This window comes from Bordetella bronchiseptica (genome assembly GCF_900636925.1).
Lineage (GTDB): Bacteria > Pseudomonadota > Gammaproteobacteria > Burkholderiales > Burkholderiaceae_B > Bordetella > Bordetella pertussis.
Window position 1 is genome coordinate 951207 of the sequence record NZ_LR134326.1, and the last position, 20621, is coordinate 971827.

Annotated in this window: 20 protein-coding genes; 7 read left to right on the plus strand and 13 right to left on the minus strand. The window is 70.2% G+C overall.

Features of this window, described 5'->3' with window-relative positions:
• Positions 1-2 precede the first annotated feature (2 nt).
• The 3 genes from gmhB to glyQ are packed head-to-tail and all read right to left on the minus strand — an operon-like array spanning position 3 to position 3590.
• Positions 3-542, minus strand: a complete 540-nt coding sequence (gene gmhB / locus EL288_RS04510) for a D-glycero-beta-D-manno-heptose 1,7-bisphosphate 7-phosphatase (RefSeq protein ID WP_003814404.1) — start codon at positions 540-542, stop codon at positions 3-5.
• Positions 539-2677: a glycine--tRNA ligase subunit beta gene (gene glyS, locus EL288_RS04515; RefSeq protein WP_010927031.1), complete on the minus strand. Its 2139-nt coding sequence runs from the start codon at positions 2675-2677 to the stop codon at positions 539-541. The genes gmhB and glyS overlap by 4 nt, the downstream gene beginning before the upstream one ends.
• Before the next feature lies 1 nt (position 2678).
• Entirely contained in the window at positions 2679-3590 is a 912-nt protein-coding gene (gene glyQ, locus EL288_RS04520; protein ID WP_010929585.1) for a glycine--tRNA ligase subunit alpha, read from the minus strand.
• A gap of 289 nt (positions 3591-3879) precedes the next feature.
• Between glyQ and EL288_RS04525 the strand changes: the two genes are divergently transcribed.
• Positions 3880-5070: an MFS transporter gene (locus EL288_RS04525; protein WP_003814398.1), complete on the plus strand. Its 1191-nt coding sequence runs from the start codon at positions 3880-3882 to the stop codon at positions 5068-5070.
• On the opposite strand, the gene EL288_RS04530 is transcribed toward EL288_RS04525, so the two are convergent.
• From EL288_RS04530 to EL288_RS04550, 5 genes are read right to left on the minus strand one after another with little or no spacing between them, the layout of a single operon-like run.
• Positions 5067-5930 (minus strand): isocitrate lyase/PEP mutase family protein, encoded by an 864-nt coding sequence (locus EL288_RS04530; RefSeq protein WP_010927030.1) that lies wholly within the window; start codon positions 5928-5930, stop codon positions 5067-5069. The two genes, EL288_RS04525 and EL288_RS04530, sit on opposite strands and share 4 nt — an antisense overlap.
• Entirely contained in the window at positions 5930-6445 is a 516-nt protein-coding gene (locus tag EL288_RS04535) for a LeuD/DmdB family oxidoreductase small subunit (protein WP_003820891.1), read from the minus strand. Before EL288_RS04535 ends, EL288_RS04530 begins: the two co-directional genes overlap by 1 nt.
• Positions 6442-7704 (minus strand): 3-isopropylmalate dehydratase large subunit, encoded by a 1263-nt coding sequence (locus tag EL288_RS04540; protein WP_126621896.1) that lies wholly within the window; start codon positions 7702-7704, stop codon positions 6442-6444. Before EL288_RS04540 ends, EL288_RS04535 begins: the two co-directional genes overlap by 4 nt.
• A gap of 22 nt (positions 7705-7726) precedes the next feature.
• The gene (locus EL288_RS04545) at positions 7727-8506 is read right to left on the minus strand and encodes a GntR family transcriptional regulator (protein ID WP_003814390.1); all 780 of its coding nucleotides are present in this window, start codon (positions 8504-8506) and stop codon (positions 7727-7729) included.
• A gap of 21 nt (positions 8507-8527) precedes the next feature.
• Positions 8528-9493 (minus strand): Bug family tripartite tricarboxylate transporter substrate binding protein, encoded by a 966-nt coding sequence (locus EL288_RS04550; RefSeq protein ID WP_003814388.1) that lies wholly within the window; start codon positions 9491-9493, stop codon positions 8528-8530.
• A gap of 182 nt (positions 9494-9675) precedes the next feature.
• Here EL288_RS04550 and EL288_RS04555 point away from each other — a divergent pair, with 182 nt between their 5' ends.
• The 6 genes from EL288_RS04555 (at position 9676) to EL288_RS04580 (ending at position 16055) form a co-directional block, all read left to right on the plus strand.
• A complete protein-coding gene (locus tag EL288_RS04555) occupies positions 9676-10443 on the plus strand; it encodes a crotonase/enoyl-CoA hydratase family protein (RefSeq protein ID WP_003820893.1) in 768 nt (255 codons plus the stop codon).
• Positions 10444-10511: 68 nt separating this feature from the next.
• The gene (locus EL288_RS04560) at positions 10512-12035 is read left to right on the plus strand and encodes a fumarate hydratase (RefSeq protein WP_003814384.1); all 1524 of its coding nucleotides are present in this window, start codon (positions 10512-10514) and stop codon (positions 12033-12035) included.
• A gap of 242 nt (positions 12036-12277) precedes the next feature.
• The gene (locus tag EL288_RS04565) at positions 12278-13108 is read left to right on the plus strand and encodes an FAS1-like dehydratase domain-containing protein (RefSeq protein ID WP_003814382.1); all 831 of its coding nucleotides are present in this window, start codon (positions 12278-12280) and stop codon (positions 13106-13108) included.
• Positions 13105-14301 carry a CaiB/BaiF CoA transferase family protein gene (locus tag EL288_RS04570; RefSeq protein WP_010927028.1) on the plus strand — a complete coding sequence of 399 codons (1197 nt, stop codon included), beginning with the start codon at positions 13105-13107 and terminating at the stop codon, positions 14299-14301. Before EL288_RS04565 ends, EL288_RS04570 begins: the two co-directional genes overlap by 4 nt.
• Positions 14298-15137 (plus strand): HpcH/HpaI aldolase/citrate lyase family protein, encoded by an 840-nt coding sequence (locus tag EL288_RS04575; protein ID WP_003814379.1) that lies wholly within the window; start codon positions 14298-14300, stop codon positions 15135-15137. Before EL288_RS04570 ends, EL288_RS04575 begins: the two co-directional genes overlap by 4 nt.
• A gap of 3 nt (positions 15138-15140) precedes the next feature.
• On the plus strand, positions 15141-16055 hold the full coding sequence (locus EL288_RS04580; RefSeq protein ID WP_003814376.1) for a sugar kinase: 915 nt from the start codon (positions 15141-15143) through the stop codon (positions 16053-16055).
• 33 nt (positions 16056-16088) lie between these two features.
• Here EL288_RS04580 and EL288_RS04585 read toward each other — a convergent pair whose 3' ends face one another.
• The 5 genes from EL288_RS04585 to EL288_RS04605 are packed head-to-tail and all read right to left on the minus strand — an operon-like array spanning position 16089 to position 20495.
• A complete protein-coding gene (locus EL288_RS04585; RefSeq protein WP_003814374.1) occupies positions 16089-17075 on the minus strand; it encodes a tripartite tricarboxylate transporter substrate binding protein in 987 nt (328 codons plus the stop codon).
• Between the two features lie 34 nt (positions 17076-17109).
• Complete coding sequence (locus tag EL288_RS04590) at positions 17110-17910, minus strand: SDR family NAD(P)-dependent oxidoreductase (protein ID WP_003814372.1); 801 nt, start codon at positions 17908-17910, stop codon at positions 17110-17112.
• Positions 17907-18821, minus strand: coding sequence for an NAD(P)-dependent oxidoreductase (locus EL288_RS04595; RefSeq protein ID WP_003814369.1), 915 nt, complete (start codon positions 18819-18821; stop codon positions 17907-17909). Before EL288_RS04595 ends, EL288_RS04590 begins: the two co-directional genes overlap by 4 nt.
• 52 nt (positions 18822-18873) lie before the next feature.
• Positions 18874-19671, minus strand: coding sequence for an SDR family oxidoreductase (locus EL288_RS04600; RefSeq protein ID WP_003814367.1), 798 nt, complete (start codon positions 19669-19671; stop codon positions 18874-18876).
• The gene (locus EL288_RS04605; protein ID WP_003814365.1) at positions 19668-20495 is read right to left on the minus strand and encodes an N-acyl homoserine lactonase family protein; all 828 of its coding nucleotides are present in this window, start codon (positions 20493-20495) and stop codon (positions 19668-19670) included. Before EL288_RS04605 ends, EL288_RS04600 begins: the two co-directional genes overlap by 4 nt.
• Between the last annotated feature and the right edge of the window lie 126 nt (positions 20496-20621).

Genomic DNA, 20621 nt, shown 5'->3' on the forward strand with positions numbered 1-20621 from the left:
GATCAGGCCTCCTGCAGCAGTTGCTCGGCCACCGCGGCCAGGTCCTCGCATACGCGCGTGCCTTCGGGCAGGCCGCCCTGCGCCAGCGTCTTGCGGCCGTTGCCGGTCTGCACCAGCCACGGCGCACAGCCTGCCTGCGCGGCCGCCTGCAGGTCGCGCAGCGAGTCGCCCACCGCCGGCACGCCGGCCAGGTCGACGTCGTAGCGGCGCGCGATGTCGCGATACATGCCCGGCAGCGGCTTGCGGCACGCACAGCCGTCGTCCGGCCCGTGGGGGCACATGAAAATGGCGTCGACGACACCGCCCATCTGCGCCAGCGCGCGGTGCATCTTGTCGTGGATGGCGTTGAGCGTGGCCGTGTCGAACAGCCCGCGCGCAAGCCCCGACTGGTTGGTGGCCAGCACCACCGTCCAGTCGGCCTGCGTCAGGCGCGCGATGGCCTGCAGGCTGCCAGGCAGCGCGATCCATTCGTCCGGCGATTTGACGAAGGCATCGCTGTCCTGGTTGACCACGCCGTCACGGTCGAGAATGATCAGTTTCACTGGGCCAGCCTGGAAATGTCGGCCACCTGGTTCATGAGGCCGTGCAGTTGGCCCAGCAGCGCCAGGCGGTTGGCGCGCAGCGCCGCGTCGTCGGCCATCACCATGACATCGGCGAAGAAGGCGTCCACCGGCTCGCGCGCTTGCGCCAGCGTGGCCAGGCTGGCGGCGAAATCGCCCGCCTGCAGCTGGGCCCGGGCTTGCGGCCGCAGTTGCGCCACGGCCTCGGCCAGTGCCTTTTCGGCCGGGTCCTGCAGCAGCGCGGCATCGACCGCGCCGATTTCCCCTTCGGCCTTCTTGAGCAGGTTGCCGATGCGCTTGTTGGCCGCGGCCAGACTGGCCGCCGCCGGCAGTTGCGCGAAGGCGGCCACCGCGCGTACGCGTGCGGCCACCTGGTGCAGCGGCGGCGCCAGCGCGATGACGGCCTCGACCGCGTTGCGGTCGTGTTCGCCGATCAGCTGGTTGCGGTAGCGTTCGTAGATGAAGGCGCGCACCTCGGCCAGGGTGTCGGCGCCGATCTTGCCGTCCGGGAAGGCCTGCGCGGCCAGCGCCAGCAGGCCGTCCAGCGACAGCGGGCCGTCTTCGCTGACCTTCAGCCAGCCGCCGGCGGCCAGTTGCTCGAAGGCGCTGATCAGGCCCAGCGCGGCGCGGCGCAGGCCGAACGGGTCGCGCTCGCCGGTGGGCGCCAGGCCGATGCTCCAGATGCCGACCAGGGTTTCGATGCGCTCGGCGATGAACAGCGTGGCCGCGGTCAGCGTGGCGGCGTCGACCGGCGCGTCATAGCGGTTGCGGTATTGCGTGCGCAGGGCGGTGACCACGTCGGCGGGCTCGCCGTCGCCCTGGGCGTAGTAGGCGCCCATGATGCCCTGCAGCTCGGGGAACTCGCCCACCATGTTCGAGCCCAGGTCGGCCTTGGCCAGCAGCGCGGCGCGGTCGCAATGGGCGGCGTCGCCGCCCAGCGCCGTGGCGATGCCGCGCGCGATGGCGCGCACGCGCTCGACGCGTTCGAGCTGGGTGCCCAGCTTGTTGTGGTAGACGATGCTGCCCAGCTGCTCGACGCGCGCGGCCAGCGGGGTCTTGCGGTCGGTCTCGAAGAAGAACTGGGCGTCGGCCAGGCGCGGACGCACCACGCGCTGGTTGCCTTCGACGATGTTGGCCGGGTCGGCCACCTGCATGTTGCTGACGATCAGGAAGCGGTGCGTCAGCTTGCCGCTGGCCGGGTCGAACAGCGGGAAGTACTTCTGGTTCAGCCGCATGGTCAGGATCAGGCACTCCTGCGGCACTTGCAGGAACTGTTCCTCGAACTGCCCGACATAGACCGTGGGGTGTTCGACCAGGGCGGTCACTTCGTCCAGCAGGGCCGTGACTTCGGGGTCGTCGCCCAGCGTGGCGCCCAGCCGTTGCGCGTGCTCGTCGAGCAGGCGCGAAATCTCGGCGCGGCGCGCCTCGAACGAGGCAATGACGCGGCCGCGCTCGGCCAGGTCGGCCTCGTAGCCTTGGGCCGTGGCGAGCTCGATGGCGCCGTTGCTCTGGAAGCGGTGCCCCTGCGTGGCGCGGCCGGCCTGCAGGCCCAGCGCCGCGATCGGCACGATGTCGGCGCCGAACAGGGCCACCAGCCCGTGCGCCGGGCGCACGAACTTGACGGTGGTCTGGCCGTCGGCCAACTGGTAGCGCATCACCTTGGGAATGGGCAGGCCGTCGATGGCGGCGTCCAGCCCCTCCTGCAGCCCGACGGCCAGTTGCGCGCCGGCGGCCGTGCCGCGCGCCACCAGGTATTCCTGCTTGCCATCGGACTCGCGTTCCAGCGTGGCCGGATCCAGGCCTTCCAGGCCCTTGGCGGCCAGCTTCTTGGCCAGCGCGGCGGTGGGCTGTCCGTTGGCGTCCAGGCCGACCTTCACCGGCATCAGTTTCTCGGCGTAGGCCTGCTCGGGGGCCTGGGCCAGCACGGCCGACAGGCGCACCGCCAGCCGGCGCGGCGTGGCGAAAGGCTCGACCGCGCAGCCGTCGGCCAGCAGATGGTGGCGCGCCAGGGTGGCGCGCACGCCTTCGGCGAACGCCTGGCCCAGCTTCTGCAAGGCCTTGGGCGGCAGTTCTTCGGTAAACAGTTCAACCAGCAGGGGGCGGATATCGGTGGTCATGTCAGGCTGCCTCCCCGGCGGCCTTGCGGCCGGCAAGCATGGGGAAGCCCAGTCGTTCGCGGGAGTCGTAGTAGGCCTGCGCGACGGCGCGCGACAGGTTGCGGATGCGGCCGATGTAGGCGGCGCGCTCGGTCACGCTGATCGCGCCGCGCGCATCCAGCATGTTGAAAGTGTGGGCAGCCTTCAGCGCCGCCTCGTAGGCCGGCAGGGCCAGCGGCACGTCCATCAGGCGCTTGGCCTCGGCTTCGTAATCGTTGAAGTGCGCAAACAGCATGTCGGCCGACGCGTGCTCGAAGTTGTAGGTCGATTGCTCGACCTCGTTCTGGTGGAACACGTCGCGGTAGTAGACGCGGTTGCCGTTGGCGCCTTCGGTCCAGACCAGGTCGTAGACGCTTTCGACGTCCTGCAGGTACATCGCCAGGCGTTCCAGGCCGTAGGTGATCTCGCCGGTCGTGGGCGTGCAGTCCAGGCCGCCGACTTGCTGGAAGTAGGTGAACTGGGTGACTTCCATGCCGTTGAGCCAGACTTCCCAGCCCAGGCCCCAGGCGCCCAGCGTGGGGTTTTCCCAGTCGTCCTCGACGAAGCGGATGTCGTGTTGCGTGGGGTCGATGCCCAGCGCCTTGAGCGAGCCGATGTAGAGGTCGAGGATTTCGGGCGGCGCGGGCTTGAGCACGACCTGGTACTGGTAGTAGTGCTGCAGGCGGTTCGGGTTTTCGCCGTAGCGGCCGTCCTTGGGGCGGCGCGAAGGCTGCACGTAGGCGGCGCGCCACGGCTCGGGGCCGATGGCGCGCAGGAAGGTGGCCGTGTGCGAGGTGCCGGCGCCGACTTCCATGTCGTACGGCTGCAGCAGGGCGCAGCCTTGTTTGTCCCAATAGTCCTGGAGCGTGAGGATGATTTGCTGGAAGGTGAGCATAGGGGTAAGGAAGTCGGGGCGCGGCAGGCCGCGCGCCAGCCGGCAGCGTGGAAAACCCGCCATTTTAACTGGCCTTGGCGCAGACGGCGGACACGTCCCTTTTTGGCCGTCCGCGGAGCGGCCGCCGTTCGCCGTGCCGCACGACGGTGTGCCTGTCCCAGTGGGGACAGGCACACCGCGCCGCGGATGTCAGCGCCCGTCCGGGGACAGGCACACGCTGCCGCGAATGTCGGTCCCCATGCGGGACAGGTCCTAGAATACAGGTCGGCCCCCACTTCCTGTTCCCATCGTGTCCGACCACGACGCTTCGTTCAGCCTCAAAGACATTGCCGTTCCCGCCTTCGGCCCCTCCATCCTCTATGGCGTGAGCAATGGCGCCATCCTGCCCGTGGTGGCGCTTACCGCACGGGAACTGGGCGCTTCGCTGGCTACCTCGGGCCTGATCGTGGGCCTGGTCGGCATCGGTTCGCTGGTCAGCAACATCCCCGCCGCGATGTTCACCTCGCGCCACGGCGAGCGGCGCTCCATGGTGGGCGCGGCGGCGCTCAGCGTGGTGGCGCTGCTGCTGTGCATCTTCGCCGGCACGCTGTGGATGCTGGCGACCGGCGTGTTCATGGTCGGCATGGCGTCCTCGGTCTTCCTGCTGGCGCGGCAGGGCTACATGATCGACGCCGTGCCCGCCTACATGCGCGCGCGCGCCCTGTCCACGCTGGCCGGCACCATGCGCATCGGCGTGTTCGCCGGGCCGTTCGCCGGCGCGGCGCTGATCCACTTCATGGGCCTGCAGGGCGCGTACTGGGTGGCGGCCGTGGCCATGACCGGGGCCGGCCTGATTGCGTGGTTCGCGCCCGACATGGCGCCGCCGCGGCGCCGCGGCGAGGCGGCCGTCGCCCGGCCGCGGCTGCTGGACGTGGCGCGCGCGCATCGCCAGGTATACCTGACGCTGGGGCTGGGCATCCTGCTGGTCAGCGCGGTGCGCGCGTCCCGGCAGGTGGTGATCCCGCTGTGGGCCGACCACCTGGGCGTCAACCCGGCGACCACCTCGCTCATTTATGGCCTGGTGGCGGCGATCGACATGTCGGTGTTCTATCCGGCAGGCATGCTGATGGACCGGCGCGGGCGGCTGTGGGTGGCGGTGCCCTCGACGCTGCTGATGGGCTGCGCCCTGATCGGCACCTCGCTGACCAGCGGCGTGGCCGGTTTCGTGATCGTGGCGATGATGCTGGGCATGGGCAACGGCATTGGCTCGGGCATTGTCATGACGCTGGGCGCCGACGCGGCGCCTGCGTCCGGGCGTACCGAGTTCCTGGGCCTGTGGCGCCTGATGTCCGACCTGGGCGGCAGCCTGGGGCCGGTGGCGCTGTCCGGCATCACCGCGCTGGTGTCGCTGGCCGCCGGGGTGGCGGCCATGGGCGGGGTGGGCCTGGCCGCCGCCGCCGTGTTCTGGCACTGGCTGCCGCGCGGCCAGGCGCCGCGCTAGCGGTAGCGCTCGGCCGTCTCCAGCAGGGCGGGGGTGCCGATCAGCGCGTTGAGCTGGTCGAAGTCCAGCATGCGCGCGCGCCAGGGGGCGGTGGTGCCGTGCTCGCGCAGGCTGCCGTAATAGTCCTGCAGCGCATGCGATACGGCGCGCGCCGTGCCGCCCGGGAAAATCACGATGCGAAAGCCGCGCTCGGCCAGCGCCTGGGCGCTTTCGACGGGCGTCTGGCCGCCTTCCACCATATTGGCCAGCAGCGGCACCCGCGCGGCGAAGCGGGCGCAGGCGGCGTCGAGCTGCTGCGGCGAGCGCAGCGCCTCGATGAAGAGGGCGTCCACGCCGCATTCCAGGTAGCGTTCGGCCCGCTCGAACGCGGCGTCGATGCCCTCGACCGCGACCGCGTCGGTGCGGGCCAGGATCAGCGTGCCGTCGCTGGCGCGGGCATCCAGGGCGGCGCGCAGCTTGCCGCACATCTCGTCGGCCGGGACCAGCGATTTACCCGCCAGGTGCCCGCAGCGCTTGGGAAAGTCCTGGTCTTCCAGCTGGATCATCGCGGCGCCGGCGCGCTCGAAGCCGCGCACGGTGCGCTGCACATTGAGGGCGTTGCCGAAGCCGGTGTCGGCGTCGACGATCACCGGGCAGCGCACGCGCTCGGTGATGCGCGCCAGCACGTCCTCGACTTCGCTGTAGGTGGTCAGGCCGACGTCGGAGCGGCCCAGGCGGGTGTAGGCGATCGAGGCGCCCGACAGGTAGACGGCGTCGAAGCCGGCCTGTTCGGCGATCAGCGCCGACAGCGCATCGTAGACGCCGGGGGCCAGCAGGGTCTGGCCGGCGGCCAGCTTGTGTTTCAGGGATGCAGGGGTCATCAGGCTTTCATCGGGTAACGCGGCAGCGAGCCGTCGGCCAGCCGCCGCTTCAATTGCATGAGCAGGCCGCCCGCCTGCACCATGTCGAGCAGGAAGGCGGGCACGGGCTCGCAGGGCAGGGGCGTGCCGTCGGCGCGCAGCACGCGCTGGTTGGGCAGGTCGATGCGGATCCGTTCGCCCTCGGCGATCTCGCCGGCGCGTTCGCAGGTCAGCAGCAGCAGGCCCACGTTGAAGGCGTTGCGGAAATACAGGCCGCTGTAGCTGGGCGCGATGACCGCGCGCAGGCCCAGTTGCACCAGGGCGGCGGCGGCCTGCTCGCGCGAGGAGCCGATGCCGAAATTGCGTCCGGCCACCAGCACGTCGCCCGGCCGCACGCCGCCGGCGAAGTCGGGGCGTACGCCTTCGAGGCAATGGCGCGCGATATCGGCGATGCCGAGTTTCATATAGGCGCCCGGGGCGAGCTGGTCGGTATCGACGTCGTCGCCCACGCGCCAGGCTTGGTGCGTTTCGCTCATGACAGGACCTCGCGCGGGTCGGCGATGCGGCCGGCCAGGGCCGAGGCCGCCACGGTGTACGGGGACGCCAGGTAGACCCGGGCGCTGGCCGCGCCCATGCGGCCCTTGAAGTTGCGGGCCGTGGTGGAAATCACATTGGCGCCGTCCGGGATGGAGCCGCCGTAGCCGGAACAGGCGCCGCAGGTGGTGGGCAGCACCGTCGCGCCGGCCTCGACCAGCGCCGGCAGCACGCCTTCGTCCTGCGCGCGCGCCTGGTCGCGCTGGCTGGCCGGGGCCACCAGCAGGCTGACGCCCGGGGCCACGCGGCGGCCGCGCAAGACCTGCGCGGCCGCGCGCAGATCGTCCAGCTTGGCGCCGGTGCACGCGCCGATATAGGCCACCTGCACGGCGGTGTCGGCGTATGCCTGGACCGGGGCGGCGTTGGCCGGACTGTGCGGCGCCGCCACGTAGGGCGGCAGGCTGTCGGCGTCGTACTCGTGCCATTGGGCGGGCGCATCCGGGTCGGACTGCCAGCGCGCGGTATCGGGCTCGGGCGCGCCGGCCTGGCGCAGGTACTGCGCAGTGGTCCGGTCGGGCGCGATCAGGCCGGCCTGGGCGCCCAGTTCGGCCGACATGTTCGACAGCGTCATGCGTTCCTGCATGGACAGGGCGCGCACCGCTTCGCCGCAGAACTCCACGGCCTGGTAGCGCCCGCCGTTCATGCCGTGCAGGCCTATCATGTACAGCATCATGTCCTTGGCCATGACGCCCGGGCGCAGCCGGCCGCGCCAGTGCATCATCAGCGTGTCGGGCACGCGCATCCAGATTTCGCCGCTGCTGACCACGCCCAGCATCTCGGTGCTGCCCACGCCGAACATATAGGCGCCGAAGGCGCCGCCGGTGGGCGAATGGGAGTCGCCGCCCACGCAGAACATGCCGGGGCGCACATGGCCGTGTTCCGGCACCACCACGTGGCAGATGCCCAGCGAGTCGTACACGTGCGGCAGGGCCTGTTCGCGCGCCCAATCGCGGGCGATGCGCACGATGCGGCGCGATTCGTCATCGGACTCGGGCACGTAATGGTCCATGACCAGCACGATGCGGGAGCGGTCCCACAGGCCGGTGCCCAGCTCTTCGAGCATGGGCTGCAGGCGGCGCGGGCCGCTGGAATCGTGGAACATGGCCAGGTCGACCTTGCAGGTCACGATCTCGCCGACGCGCACGGCGTCGCGGCCGGCGGCGGCGGCCAGCAGTTTCTGGGCTAGCGTCTGGGCAGGCATGAGGGCGTCTGGGAGGTTTCGGTCAGGCGCGCCGCGGCGCGCCGGCGGGCAGCCAGGTAGGCTGGCCCGGCGTATCGTGGGCCTGCATATCCAGGCGGTATTCGTAGCGGTCGGGCCGGTACAGGGCATGCAGCCATTCCACCGGCCGGCCGGCGTCGTCGCGCACCAGGCGTTGCAGGCTGAGCAGGGCCGAGCCGACCGGCACGTCCAGCGCGCCGGCCGTGCCGGGCTCGGCCAGCACCGCCGAGATCGATTGCTGGGCGCGCGCCACGCGCACGCCCAGGTCGCGGAAGATCGCCAGCAGGGGCTTGGCGCCCAGGTCCTCGCGGCGGATGCGCTGGCCGATTTCGCCCGGCACGTACGTGACCAGGTACGAAAACGGCAGGCCCTGGTGGCTGCGTACCCGCACCGCCCGCTGTACCGGCGCGCCGGCCGGCAGTTCGAGCTGCGCCGCCACCTGCGGGGTGGCCGGCACGGTGTCGAGTTCGAGCAGGTTCACCTGGGTATGCATGCCCATGCGGGCCAGGTGCGCCATCAGCGTGTCGATGTCGGCGCTGTGCTGCGGCGCCGACAGGATCGCGCCCTCGGCGGCGAAAGTGCCCCGCCCCTGGCGGCGCTCGATCAGGCCTTCGGACTCCAGCGCCTCGAGCGAGCGCCGTATCGTCAGGCGCGAGACGCCGTATTCGGCCGCCAGCGCGTTCTCGCCGGGCATCGCCGCGTTCAGGGCGAAGCCGCCCGATTGCAGGCGCTGCTTCAGCAGCAGATAGACCTTGTGATACAGGGGCAAGGGGCTGTCGGGCACGGGGGCTCCAGTCGGTTGGGTTCAGTCCACCGTGGCGCCGGTGAACTTGACGAGTTCGGCGTAGCGTTCGATGTCCTTGCGCACGAATTCGTCCAGTTCCTGCGGGCTGCTGCTGACCGCGGTGGCCGCCTCGCCTTCGAGCAGCTTGCGGAACTCGGGCGTGTCGACCGCCTTGCGGGCGGCGGCGTTCAGCGCCGCGACCGTCTCGGGCGGCAGGCCGGCCGGGCCGAACAGGGCGAACCATGCGTTGGATTCGAAACCCTTGATGGTATCGCCGATGGGCGGCACGCCGGGGAATTGCGGCAGCGGCTGCGGGCTGGTGACGCCCAGCGCCTTGAGCGCGCCGCTCTTGATGTGCGGCAGGGCGTTGAGCGAGCTGGCGACCATCATGTCCACCTGGCCGCCGAGCAGGTCGGTGATGGCCGGCGACGTGCCCTTGTACGGCACGTTGAGGATGTCCAGCCCCGCCATCATCTTCATGCGCTCGCCGGCCATGTGCAGCGAGGAGCCGATGGCGCCCAGCGCCATGGTGTACTTGCCCGGACTGGCCTGCACCAGCGAAACGAACTCCGGCATGGTCCGGGCCGGGAAGTCCTTGCGCGTGACCAGCACGCTGGGCACGTTGGCCAGCATGCTGATGGGCGTGAAGTCGCGCACCGGGTCGAACGGCAGGTTGCGGTACAGGCTGGCGTTGATCGAGAAACTGGTGAAGGTGACCAGCAGGGTGCTGCCGTCGGCCTTGCCCTTGGCGACATAGTCGGCCGCGATGTTGCCGCCCGCGCCGGGCTTGTTCTCGACCAGCACGGTGCGCTTGAGGTCCTGCGCCATGTGCTGGGCGATGCTGCGCGCGACGGTGTCGGTGGTGCCTCCGGGCGGGGCGCCCACGACCAGCTTGATGGCATTGTTCTGCGCCGAGGCCGGCGCCAGCGGCAGGGCCAGCGCGCCAAACAGTGCGCAGCCGGCGGCCAGGCGTTGCAATCCCTGCATATTCGTCTCCTGATATGTTGTATTGATGATAGTACAAGTGTACCGGAGATTTGAAGCGTCTCGCAAGTGAAGGTCAGCGCAGTCTGAAGCGGGGGTCGGAGCAATGGTCGTATGATGCGGGTCTGTCGAGTCTTATATAAAAGTCGGGGCCCGGCCCCATGCGCATACGGAAGGAGCATTGCATGTCAGAACTGGTCAAGGTGGAAATCGCCGACGGCATCCAGATCATCACGGTCAACCGTCCCGAAGCCAGGAACGCCATCAATTTCGAAACGGCGCAGGCCATGGCCGCCGCGCTGGACCAGCTCGATGAGCGCGACGACGTGCGTATCGGCATCCTGACCGGCGCGGGCGGCACGTTCTCGGCCGGCATGGACTTGAAGGCGTTCGCCCGGACCGGACAGCGCCCGTCGCTACCCGAGCGTGGCTTTGCCGCCCTGACCGAACGCCCGCCGAAGAAACCGCTGATCGCGGCGGTCGAGGGCTATGCGCTGGCCGGTGGCTGCGAAATGGCCCTGAGCTGCGATCTGCTGGTGGCCGCCGACAATGCCAAGTTCGGCCTGCCCGAAGTCAAGCGCGGCCTGGTGCCGGGCGCCGGCGGCATGCTGCGCCTGCCGCGCCGGCTGCCGTACCACATCGCCATGGAAATCATCCTGACGGGCGATTTCCTGGATGCGTCGCGCGCCCATGCGCTGGGCCTGGTCAACCGCCTGACGGCGGCCGGCGGCGCGCTGGAAGGCGCGCTGGCGCTGGCCCGCGTCATCGTCGAGAACGGCCCGCTGGCGGTGCAGGTTGCCAAGAGCATCGTCGCGCAATCGGGCGACTGGGACCAGGAAACCATGTTCGACCGCCAGCGTCCGCAGGTCACCGAAATCTTCACCTCGGCCGACGCCAAGGAAGGCGCCACCGCCTTCGCCGAGAAGCGCAAGCCTGTCTGGCAAGGCAAATAAAACAGGCCGCATGGCGCGGCGGGCCTGACCGCCGCGCGCCCATTGTTCATCCATCCTCGCATACCGTCATGACCGTCCTCATCAAAGAAGAAGACTTCATCCAGTCCATCGCCGATGGCATCCAGTTCATCAGCTACTACCACCCGGTGGACTATATCCGTCACCTGGCGCGCGCCTACGAGCGTGAAGAAAGCCCGGCCGCCCGCGATGCCATGGCGCAGATCCTGACCAACTCGCGCATGTGCGCCGAGGGCAAGCGCCCGCTGTGCCAGGACACCGGCATCGTCAACGTGTTCCTCAAGGTCGGCATGAACGTGCGCTTCGACACGCAACGCACGCTGCAGGAACTCTGTGACGAAGGCGTGCGCCGCGGCTACCTCAACCCCGACAACCCGCTGCGCGCGTCGGTGCTGGACGATCCGCTGTTCGCGCGCAAGAACACCCGCGACAACACGCCCTGTATCCTGCACGTCGAACTGGTGCCGGGCGACACCGTCGACGTGCAAGTGGCCTCCAAGGGCGGCGGCTCGGAAAACAAGTCCAAGTTCGTCATGCTCAATCCCAGCGATTCGCTGGTCGACTGGGTGCTCAAGACCGTGCCGACCATGGGCGCCGGCTGGTGCCCGCCGGGCATGCTCGGCATCGGCGTGGGCGGCACGGCCGAGAAGGCCATGCTGATGGCCAAGCAGTCGCTGATGGAAGACATCGACATGTACGAGCTGCTGGCGCGCGGCCCGCAGAGCAAGCTGGAAGAGCTGCGCATCGAGCTGTACGAGAAGGTCAACGCCCTGGGCATCGGCGCGCAGGGCCTGGGCGGCCTGACGACCGTGCTGGACGTCAAGATCAGCACCTTCCCCACGCACGCCGCGTCCAAGCCGGTGGCGATGATCCCGAACTGCGCCGCCACGCGCCACGCGCATTTCGTGCTGGACGGCTCCGGTCCGGCCCGCCTCGATCCGCCGTCGCTGTCCGAATGGCCGGAAGTGCACTGGGCGCCCGATTACAACAAGTCCAGGCAGGTCGACCTCGATACCCTGACCAAGGAAGAAGTCGCCAGCTGGAAACCGGGCCAGACCTTGCTGCTGTCGGGCAAGATGCTGACCGGCCGCGACGCGGCGCACAAGCGCATCCAGGACATGCTGTCCAAGGGCGAGAGCCTGCCGGTGGACTTCACCAACCGCGTCATCTACTACGTCGGCCCGGTCGATCCGGTGCGCGACGAAGTCGTCGGCCCGGCCGGTCCCACCACGGCGACCCGCATGGACAAGTTCACCGACATGATGCTGGCGCAGACCGGCCTGATCTCCATGATCGGCAAGTCCGAGCGCGGCCCGGTCGCCATCGAGTCGATCCGCAAGCACGGCTCGGCCTACCTGATGGCGGTGGGCGGCGCGGCCTACCTGGTGTCCAAGGCCATCCGCAACGCCAAGGTCCTGGCTTTCGAGGACCTGGGCATGGAAGCCATCTACGAGTTCGACGTCAAGGACATGCCCGTGACCGTCGCGGTGGACTCGCAGGGCACCTCGGTGCACACCACCGGCCCGAAGGAGTGGCAGGCCCGCATCGGCAAGATTCCGGTCGCGGTCGCCTGATTCCTGCCCCGACGGGGGCGGGTCGTGTGCCTGTCCCAGCGGGGACAGGCACACCCTGTCGCAGATATCAGTCCCTATGTCGGGACAGGCACCCCAGGAATTTGTGGGTGCCAGTCCCCCTGCGGGGACAGGCACCCATGTAGGTGTATGGGTTTTTCGAAGGCGGCCTACCGGAAAAACGAATTGCGCGGGCGCGGTGGGGCGGGCATGCTGGCGGATTCGATGCAACGAGGATCGCCGAGATGACCGCTACTTCCCTCGCCGCCTGGATAGGCAGCTCCGAATGCGTGCAGGACTCCCTGGACCCGATAGCCGTGGGCCGCGTGGCCGCGACGCTGGGAGAGCCGGCGCCTGGCGCCGGGCAGCCGCTGCCGCCCCTGTGGCAGTGGGCGTTTTTCATCAGCACGGTGGGCCTGGACGGCCTGGGTCGCGACGGGCATCCGGCGCGCGGCGGTTTCCTGCCGCCGGCCGATGACCGCAACCGCATGTGGGCCGGCGGCCGGGTCGAGTTCCGCCAGCCGTTGCGCGTGGGCGTGCCGGCCGAACGCCTGTCCACGGTCGCCAGTATCCAGGAGAAGACCGGCCGCACCGGCGCGCTGCTGTTCGTCACCGTGCGGCACGAATACCGCCAGGAGGGCGAGCTGGCGATCCTGGAGGAGCAGGACATCGTCTACCGCCAGCCCAGCCCGCCCAAGCTGGCCGGCACCGAGCCCGCGCCGGCGGCGCAGTGGCGCGAAACCATGACGCCCTCGGAAGTGCTGCTGTTCCGCTATTCCGCCGTCACCTTCAACGGCCACCGCATCCACTACGACTACCCCTATGTCACCGGCGTCGAGGGCTATCCCGGGCTGGTGGTGCACGGGCCGATGATCGCCACCATGATGGTGGCGGCATTCCGCCGCGCCCACCCCGGGGCGCGTCTGGACCACCTGTCCTACCGCGGCCTGCGGCCGCTGATCGCGCCGCGTCCGTTCGAGGTGGCCGGCGCCGTGGCCGAGCCGGGCCTGGCGCGCCTGTGGGCGCAGCAGGACGATACCCTGGCCCACCAGGGCGAGCTGAGGTTCACGGCATGAGCGACGTGCCCGCCATCCGCCCGCTCGACGGCATCACCGTCGTCAGCCTGGAGCACGCCATCGCCGCGCCGTTCTGCACCCGCCAGCTGGCCGACATGGGCGCGCGCGTCATCAAGATCGAGCGGCCCGGCAGCGGCGACTTCGCGCGCGGCTACGACGAGCGCGTGCGCGGCCTGTCGTCGCATTTCGTGTGGACCAACCGTTCCAAGGAAAGCCTGACCCTCGACCTCAAGCGGCCCGGCGCCGACGAGGTGCTGGAACGCCTGCTGGCGTCGGCCGACGTGCTGGTGCAGAACCTCGCGCCGGGCGCGGCCGCCCGGCTGGGGCTGTCGTTCGAGCAGCTGCACGCGCGTTTCAGCCGCCTGATCGTCTGCGATATCTCCGGCTACGGACAAGGCGGGCCGTACCAGGACAAGAAGGCGTACGACCTGCTCATCCAGAGCGAGAGCGGCTTCGTGTCGGTCACCGGCACGCCGGACGAGCCGGTCAAGGCCGGGTGCTCCATCTCCGACATCGCCGCCGGCATGTACGCCTATTCGGGCATTCTCAATGCCTTGCTGCTGCGCGGCAAGACCGGCGTCGGCAGCCGGATCGACGTCTCCATGCTGGAGAGCACGGTCGAGTGGATGGGCTATCCGATGTATTACGCCTTCGACGACGCGCCGCCGCCGCCGCGCGCGGGCGCCGCGCACGCCACCATCTACCCCTATGGCCCGTTCCCGGTGGGCGACGGCGCCACCATCATGCTCGGCCTGCAGAACGAGCGCGAATGGCGCGCCTTCTGCGAGCGCGTGCTGCGCCAGCCCGAGCTGGCCGACGACGAGCGCTACGCCAGCAATTCCCGCCGCGCGGCCAATCGCGACGCGCTGCGCGCCTTGATCGTGGCGGTTTTCGCGCGCCTGGACATCGGCGAGGTGACGGCGCGGCTGGAGCAGGCCCAGATTGCCAATGCGCGCGTCAACCAGATGCGCGATGTCTGGGAACACCCCCAATTGCAGGCGCGCCAGCGCTGGCGCGAGGTGGACAGCCCGGCTGGCACGCTGCCGGCGCTGTTGCCGCCGGCCACCAGCAACGCGTTCGCCGCGCGGATGGATGCCGTGCCGGCGGTGGGCGAAAACACCGCCGCGGTGCTAGCATCGTTGGGATACGCGCCCGATGAGGTGGCGCGCCTGCGTGCAGCCGAGGTGGTGTGATGCAAACTGTCGTGCGTACTGCGTTGTTCGTGCCGGCCAGCCGGCCCGAGCGTATTCCCAAGGCGCTGGCCAGCGGCGCCGATGCCGTGATCGTCGATCTCGAGGATGCGGTCGAGCATCTGGCCAAGGACAGCGCGCGCGAAGCGCTGTGCGATTTCCTGGGCACGCATCCCGACGCGCGCCTGTGGGTGCGCATCAACGATGCGTCCACGGCCTGGCACGATGACGACCTGAAAGCGTGCCGCGGGCGGCCCGGCGTCAGAGGCATCCTGCTGCCCAAGGCCGAGAGCCTGATGCAGGTGCGCCATGCGGCGCAAAGCGGCATTCCCATCGTGCCCATCATCGAGACGGCGCGCGGCGTGCTCAACGCGGCCGACGTCGCGGGCACGCCGGGCGTGGCGCGGCTGGCCTTCGGCAGCCTGGACTACGCGCTGGATCTCGGCCTGACGCCCGACACCGAGGCGGCCGGCGTGGCGCTGGACCAGGCCCGCGTGCAGGTGCTGCTGCACAGCCGCGCGGCCGGCCTGGCGCAGCCGCTCGACGGCGTGCATCCGGGCGTCCAGGACACGGCCGGCCTGCGGGCGGCCGCCACGCGGGCGCGCGACATGGGCTTTGCCGGCATGCTGTGCATCCATCCGACCCAGGTGCCCATCGTGCACGAGGCGCTGCTGCCGCCCCTGGCCGAGCTGGACTGGGCGCGCCGCGTGGTGGCGGCGCACCGCGACAGCGGCGCGGGCACCTTCATGCTCGACGGCAAGATGGTGGATGCGCCGGTGATCGCCCGGGCGCGCCAGCTGCTGGCGCGAGCCGGCGAGCCGGCCGGCCAGGAAGCCTGAGCCATGGCCGCGCCCGGTCCCGCGCCGGCGGCGCTGTTCGTCGGCCACGCCTATATCGACGTGACCTTGCTGGCCGACGAATGGCCCGGCGGCGACGACAAGCGCGTGGCGCGCGACTACGCCGTGTCGTTCGGCGGCAATGCCGTCACCGCCGCGTTCGCCTGCGCGCGGCTGGGCCTGGCTCCCGATCTGATCTGTCCGCAGGCGCCCGACTGGCTGGGCCACATGTTCGCCGACATGGCCGCCAGCCATGGCGTGCGCGTGCATCCGCGGCCGGTACGGCGCTCATCGCTGTCGTTCATCATGCCGCGCGACGGCAAGCGCGCCATCCTGCGCGCCCGCGACACCGATTACCTGCAATCGTTTCCGCTGCTCGAAGTGGGCGGATACCGCGTCCTGCACCTGGACGGCCACCAGCCGGATGCCGCGCTGCACTACGCGCGCGCCTGCCGCGCCGCCGGCGTGCTGACTTCGCTCGACGGCGGGGGCCTGCGCAGCAACACCGCCGAGCTCATGCGGCATATCGACGTGGCGGTGTGCGCCGAGCGCCTGTGCGAGCAGATGGGCCTGAGCGCCGAAGCCTTGCTCGAGTGGCTGCGCGATTGCGGCTGCCGCATCGGCGCGGTCACCCAGGGCGAGCGCGGCATGCTGTGGTACGACGAGGCCGGCGCGGTGTCGCGCCTGCCCGCGCTGGACATTCCCGCCAGCGCGGTGGTGGACACCTCGGGGGCGGGCGATGTGTTCCACGGCGCCTATGTGTGGTCGTATGCGGCGCGGCCGCAGCTGCCATGGCGCGAGCACTTCCGCTTCGCGCGCGCGGCGGCGGCCTACAAGATCCAGCACCTGGGCAACGAGGCCGGGCTGCCGGGCCAGGACGATGTCGCCGCCGTGATGGCGCGCTGGCCCGAGAAGGCGTAGGCACGGCGCCGAGCCGGCGCCGTGCGGGCCGGCTTACTCCAGCTTGATGCCCGCGTCTTCGACCACCTTCTGCCATTTGTCGATTTCCGCGTTCAAGGCTTGGCCGAATGCCTGCGGCTCGCTGCCCACGGCTTCGATGCCGTCCTGGGCCAGGCGCGCCTTCAGCTGCGGGTCGGCGAGCACCTTGGCGATGGCCGTGTACAGCGTCTGGATGACCGGTTGCGGCGTGCCGCGCGGGGCCAGCACGGCATGCCAGGCCGAGGCTTCGTAGCCCGGCACCCCGGCTTCCTGCACCGTGGGCACGTCGGGAATCAGGGGCGAGCGCCGCGCGCCTGTGACGGCCAGCGCCTTGATCTTGCCGGCCTGCGCCTGCTTGGAGGCCGACGCGGCATCACCGAAGGTCATGTCGACCACGCCGCCGACCACGTCCAGCAGCGCCGGGCCGGCGCCCTTGTACGGAACGGGGATGACGACGATGCCAGCCTGGCGCATGAAGAGCTCGACCGCCAGGTGCGCGGAGCTGCCCTGGCCGGCGGTCGACAACGTGAGCGTGCCGGGTTCGCGCTTGGCCAGTTCGATCAGTTCGCGCAGATTGTTCGGCGCCAGGCCGTTCTTGACCGCCACGACATAGGGGTAGCTGGTCAGCTGCGTGACCGGCGCGAAGTCCTTGCGCGCGTCGTACGGCAGCTTGCTGTACACCGAGGGGTTGATCGCGTTGGGGCCGCTCTGGCCCAGCAGCAGGGTATAGCCATCGGCCTCGGCCTTGGCGACCGCGTCGGTGCCGATGATGCCGCCGGCGCCGCCGCGGTTGTCGATGATGAAGGGCTGGCCGAGCTGCTCGCTGACGCCCTTGAAGACCAGGCGGGCGACGATGTCGGCGCCGCCGCCGGCGGCGAACGGCACGATGACGCGCACGGGGCGCTCGGGGTAGGCGGCGCGGGCCGCGGCGGCCGGCAGCAGGGCCAGGCACAGCGCCAGCAAGGGCGCGCGCCGCAGGGCTTTCAGGAATGAGCCGGACATGTGGGATCTCCGTTGTCTTGGTATGGGGGTGGGGTCAGGCGCCGTGGCTCTGCGGGGGCATGCCGCCGGCGTAGGTGCGGTAGCTGACGCCGCTGGCCCAGCCGGCGTCCACCGGCAGCAGCACGCCGGTGATCAGGCGGGCCTGCGGCGAGCACAGGAAGGCCACGGCGTCGGCGATGTCCGCGGGCGTGGGCAGCGCATCCAGCGCGTGCACCGACATCATTGCGGCGAGGTCGCGCTGGCCGGCGTCGATACGGGCCTGCAGCGCCGGCGTCATGACGTAGGTCGGCGCCACGCTGTTGACCCGCACGCCGTGGCGGCCCAGCTCCTGGGCCAGCAGCTCGGTCAGGCGCGCCAGCGCGGCCTTGCCCGGGTTGTAGGCGGGCAAGGGCAGTGCGTTGCGGCTGTTGATGGAGCCGAGGGTGACGATGTGGCCCGCGCGGCGCGCGCGCAGAATGCGTCCGAAGCTGCGGCAGGCATGCACCGTGCCGTGGTAGTTGACGCGCCACATGCGGTCATGCTCGGCGAGGTCCATGTCCAGCACCGATTCGGTATTGGGAATGAGCGCGGCGGACGTGACCAGCAGCGCGGTCTCGCCCAGCTCGGCCGAGACCGCGTCGGCGCAGGCCTGCACGGCCGCGGCGTCGGCCACGTCGCAGGCATAGAAGCGCGCCGGCGCGCCCTGGGCGCCGAGCTCGGCGGCCAGGGCCTCGCCCGCCTCGCGCGCCACGTCCAGGATGGCGACCGCCATCCCCTGGGCCGCGAAGCGGCGGGCGCAGGCGGCGCCGATGCCGCTTGCGCCGCCCGTGATGACGGCTACGCCGGCCGTGCTCATGCCGCGTCGGCGGCTTTGCCGCGCACCTGTACGCCCGCGTTGTCTTCGACGTAGCGGATGATTTCGGTCAGGTCGGCATCATTGCCGAACTTGTCGCGCGCGTCGTTGAGCAGGCGCCGGGCGGCGTCGCCGACCCGCAGCGGCACGCCCAGCTGTTCGCTTTCCTCGAGGCACAGGCGCACGTCCTTGGCGGACAGGCCGATGGCAAAACCAAAGTCGAAGCTGCGGGTAAGCACGAAGCGGGGAATCTTGTCTTCCGAGGCGTTGGTGCGGCCCGAGCCCGAGTTGATGACCTGGAGCATGATGTCCGGATCCAGCCCGGCCTTCACGCCCATCACCATCAGCTCCGAGGTGATGCTCAGCGCGGTGACCGAAATCAGGTTGTTGATGACCTTCATGGTCTGCGCCATGCCGGCGCGCTCGCCGACGTAGACCGGCTTGCCGATCACGCCGAACATGTCGTGCAGGGCGTCGTAGCGCTCGCGCGGACCGGAAACCATCAGCGCGAGCGTGCCGCGCTTGGCGCCCGTGACGCCGCCGCTGACCGGGCAGTCGATGCTGGCGATGTTCTGCGCCGCCAGGCCGTCGGCCAGCGTGCGCGCGGCCTGCGAGCCGCTGGTGGACAGATCGATGACCGTGCGCACCGCGCTGCCGCGCGCCAGGCCGTCCTCGCCCAGCGCCACAGCGAGCACGATGTCCGGGGTGGGCAGGGATACCAGCACGGTCTCGGCGCGGTCGGCCACTGCCTTGGGCGAGTCGGCGATATGGGCGCCCTTGGCGGCCAGCGCCTGCAGCGCGGGGGCCTGCGTGTCGTAGACCGTCAGGGTGTAGCCGGCTTCGAGCAGGCGTTCGGCGATGGGAGTGCCCATGCGGCCGATACCTACGAAACCAAGATGCTTTTCCGTCGTCATGATGTGTCTCGCTGTGGTGTGAATAGAGAGTGGGAAGTGAAAGAGGGGCGGCCTAGGCCGCGGTCCAGCCGCCGTCGATGGGCAGGGTGGCGCCCGTGATGTCGCGTCCGGCATCGCTGCACAGGAAGGCGACCAGGGCCGCCACGTTTTCCATGGCGACGAAGCGGCCGGTGGGTTGGCGCGCGGCCAGGTATTCGCGTTCGGCCTGTTCCTGCGCGACGCCGTCGCGCCGCGCGATCTCGGCGATGCGGCCGACGATGGCCGGCGTGGGCGCGGTTCCCGGCGCGACGGCGTTGCAGGTGATGCCGCTGGCGGCGGTTTCCACGGCCAGCGCGCGGGTCAGTCCCAGCAGGGCGGTCTTGGTGGTGACGTAGCCGACCCGGTTGGCCGCGGCTCCCGCGCCATAGACCGACGACAGATTGATGATGCGGCCCCAGCCCTGCGCCAGCATGCCCGGCAGCGCCAGGCGGGCGAGGTGGAACGCCGCCGACAGGTTGACGGCCAGCGACTCGTCCCAGTGGGCGCGCGGCAGTTCATGGGCCGGCTCGAAATGGCGCACCACGGCGTTGTTGACCAGGATGTCCAGGCGCGGCAGCTCGGCCAGCGCCTGGGCCGCCATGGCCTCGATCTGGTCCACGTCCCGCAGGTCGGCCTGCAGCAGCAGCACCCGCACGCCGTGCTCGCGCGCCAGGGCGGCTTGCGCCTGGCGGGCGCTTTCGTTGGCCTGCAGGCAGTGCATCACGATGTCGGCGCCGGAACGGGCCAGCGTATCGGCGATGGCCAGCCCCAGTCCGGCCTCGGCGCCGGTGATCAGGGCGCAGCGCCCGTGTAGCGGGCGGGCCGGGTTCATGCCGCCTCCGGCACGAGCCCGTCGGGCGTGGGAGCGACGTCCAGCCGCACCACCTTGCCATGCAGCTCGGGCGAAGGCGCGGGGTAGCGCTGCATCACCTGTGGATCATGGCCCGGCACGATATGCGCCTCGGAGTCCGCCAGCCGCCGGACGGTGCGGTAGCCCTCCAGCATGTCGCCCACGTGGTAGACCGCCGGGAAGGGCGCGTCGTGGCCGATATTGCCGTAGAGATGGCTGGCATCGGAAGCCAGCACGACCCAGCCGCGCTGCGTCCAGACGCGCACGATCTGCAGGCCGCCGGTGTGGCCGCCGACCAGGTGCAGCGACAGCCCGGGCGCCAGTTCGGTCTGGCCGTTGTGAAAGCTGACCCGGCCGGCATAGACCTTGCGCACGAACCCGACCACGTCCTCGACGTCGTAGGGGTGGCGCAACGGCCCATGGCACATGCAGCGCCCGGTGGCGTAGGCCGGCTCGGCGTCCTGCACATGGAAGGTGGCGGCGGGGAAGTCGCCCAGCGTGCCCGCGTGGTCGTAGTGCAGGTGGGTGAGGATCACGTCGCGCACCTGTGTCGCGTCGATGCCGATGAGGGCCAGGCCCTGCGCCGGGCGCATCAGCAGCTCGCGGCCGCGCTGGCGCGCCGCGTCTTCGGCGAAGCCGGTGTCCACCACATAGACCTCGTCGCCGCGGCGCAGCGCCCACACGTAGTAATCGAGATCGGATTCGGCATCGTGGAAATCCACCTTGCCCAGATAGTTGTCGGCCGCGATCCGGCCGCTATGGCGCGCGTAGCGGATGGCGTACACGTCAAAAGGCGCACAGTTCAAGGTGTCTCCTCCAGGCTGGATGACGTTTGGGATCTTATAAATACAATAGGATTGTATTATAGTAGTACGACGTGCGGTAGCAAGTGGATGTTCCAACGCGCCGCTTTTCACTCAATGGAGACACAC

What these genes read in the sequence shown, in the direction of transcription:
- EL288_RS04595 (WP_003814369.1), bottom strand. Translation starts at nt 18,821, where the DNA reads ATGACGACGGAAAAGCATCTTGGTTTCGTAGGTATCGGCCGCATGGGC.
- EL288_RS04540 (WP_126621896.1), bottom strand. Translation starts at nt 7,704, where the DNA reads ATGCCTGCCCAGACGCTAGCCCAGAAACTGCTGGCCGCCGCCGCCGGC.
- EL288_RS04590 (WP_003814372.1), bottom strand. Translation starts at nt 17,910, where the DNA reads ATGAGCACGGCCGGCGTAGCCGTCATCACGGGCGGCGCAAGCGGCATC.
- EL288_RS04535 (WP_003820891.1), bottom strand. Translation starts at nt 6,445, where the DNA reads ATGAGCGAAACGCACCAAGCCTGGCGCGTGGGCGACGACGTCGATACC.
- EL288_RS04600 (WP_003814367.1), bottom strand. Translation starts at nt 19,671, where the DNA reads ATGAACCCGGCCCGCCCGCTACACGGGCGCTGCGCCCTGATCACCGGC.
- EL288_RS04560 (WP_003814384.1), top strand. Translation starts at nt 10,512, where the DNA reads ATGACCGTCCTCATCAAAGAAGAAGACTTCATCCAGTCCATCGCCGAT.
- EL288_RS04565 (WP_003814382.1), top strand. Translation starts at nt 12,278, where the DNA reads ATGACCGCTACTTCCCTCGCCGCCTGGATAGGCAGCTCCGAATGCGTG.
- glyQ (WP_010929585.1), bottom strand. Translation starts at nt 3,590, where the DNA reads ATGCTCACCTTCCAGCAAATCATCCTCACGCTCCAGGACTATTGGGAC.
- EL288_RS04585 (WP_003814374.1), bottom strand. Translation starts at nt 17,075, where the DNA reads ATGTCCGGCTCATTCCTGAAAGCCCTGCGGCGCGCGCCCTTGCTGGCG.
- EL288_RS04580 (WP_003814376.1), top strand. Translation starts at nt 15,141, where the DNA reads ATGGCCGCGCCCGGTCCCGCGCCGGCGGCGCTGTTCGTCGGCCACGCC.
- EL288_RS04555 (WP_003820893.1), top strand. Translation starts at nt 9,676, where the DNA reads ATGTCAGAACTGGTCAAGGTGGAAATCGCCGACGGCATCCAGATCATC.
- EL288_RS04550 (WP_003814388.1), bottom strand. Translation starts at nt 9,493, where the DNA reads ATGCAGGGATTGCAACGCCTGGCCGCCGGCTGCGCACTGTTTGGCGCG.
- EL288_RS04570 (WP_010927028.1), top strand. Translation starts at nt 13,105, where the DNA reads ATGAGCGACGTGCCCGCCATCCGCCCGCTCGACGGCATCACCGTCGTC.
- glyS (WP_010927031.1), bottom strand. Translation starts at nt 2,677, where the DNA reads ATGACCACCGATATCCGCCCCCTGCTGGTTGAACTGTTTACCGAAGAA.
- EL288_RS04530 (WP_010927030.1), bottom strand. Translation starts at nt 5,930, where the DNA reads ATGACCCCTGCATCCCTGAAACACAAGCTGGCCGCCGGCCAGACCCTG.